General features: G+C 58.6%; 1 protein-coding gene. It reads left to right on the top strand.

The annotated features are described in order from the left end of the window. The coding region (locus tag B4920_RS25820; protein WP_305847122.1) for an IS4 family transposase at window positions 1-276 on the top strand (276 nt) is incomplete at its 5' end. Window positions 277-618 lie beyond the last annotated feature (342 nt).

The following is a 618-nucleotide window of genomic DNA, read 5'->3' as shown; positions in this document are numbered from 1 at the left end:
CGCCTGATGCGCCTGGGTCGGAGCCTGCCCGATTTACCCGCCGACATGGCGTTCGAAGCCGATGAGTGGCGGGCCGCCTTTATCCTGAACAAGAAGCCCATCCCGACAGCCGTGCCCGCGCTGAACACCGTCTTGCGCCTGATCGCCCAGCGTGGAGGCTTCCTGGCCCGCCGACATGATGGTGAGCCCGGCGCCAAGACAATCTGGCTCGGTCTCCAGCAGCTGGCCGTCTTTGTCGAAGGCATGCGCCAGGCAAGGAAAATGGATCAGGGGTGAGTTGTGTGTAAGGGGGTGCTCATAGGCACCCTGTTCGAGCCATATCGAGCGCCGCTTCCATGAACAAAGCGGCGATCCACTGCTGTGTGCCCTTTGTCGGTGGCCGTTCCTGGTAGAGAGTCTGCCGTCTATGAGTATGGCTCATTCGTAGGTAATCAGCGATCCATGTCTTGTGGCCAAAAGACGGGGCGTGAGTGCCCGTCTACAAATGCAAACAAGCCACGGCGAATGCGTCTGGAGGCCTTCGGTATTATTTTCCCGTATGGTGTTGACGGGTTCTGATAATTCTTTATAATGCGCAGCTCTTTCGCTGCAGCGCGTTACGAAGTAAGCGCTACGGGG

This window comes from Zoogloea sp. LCSB751 (assembly GCF_002028455.1).
Taxonomy (GTDB): domain Bacteria; phylum Pseudomonadota; class Gammaproteobacteria; order Burkholderiales; family Rhodocyclaceae; genus Zoogloea.
Note: the sequence above shows the minus strand (reverse complement) of the source record. Positions and strands in the feature narration are given on the sequence as shown.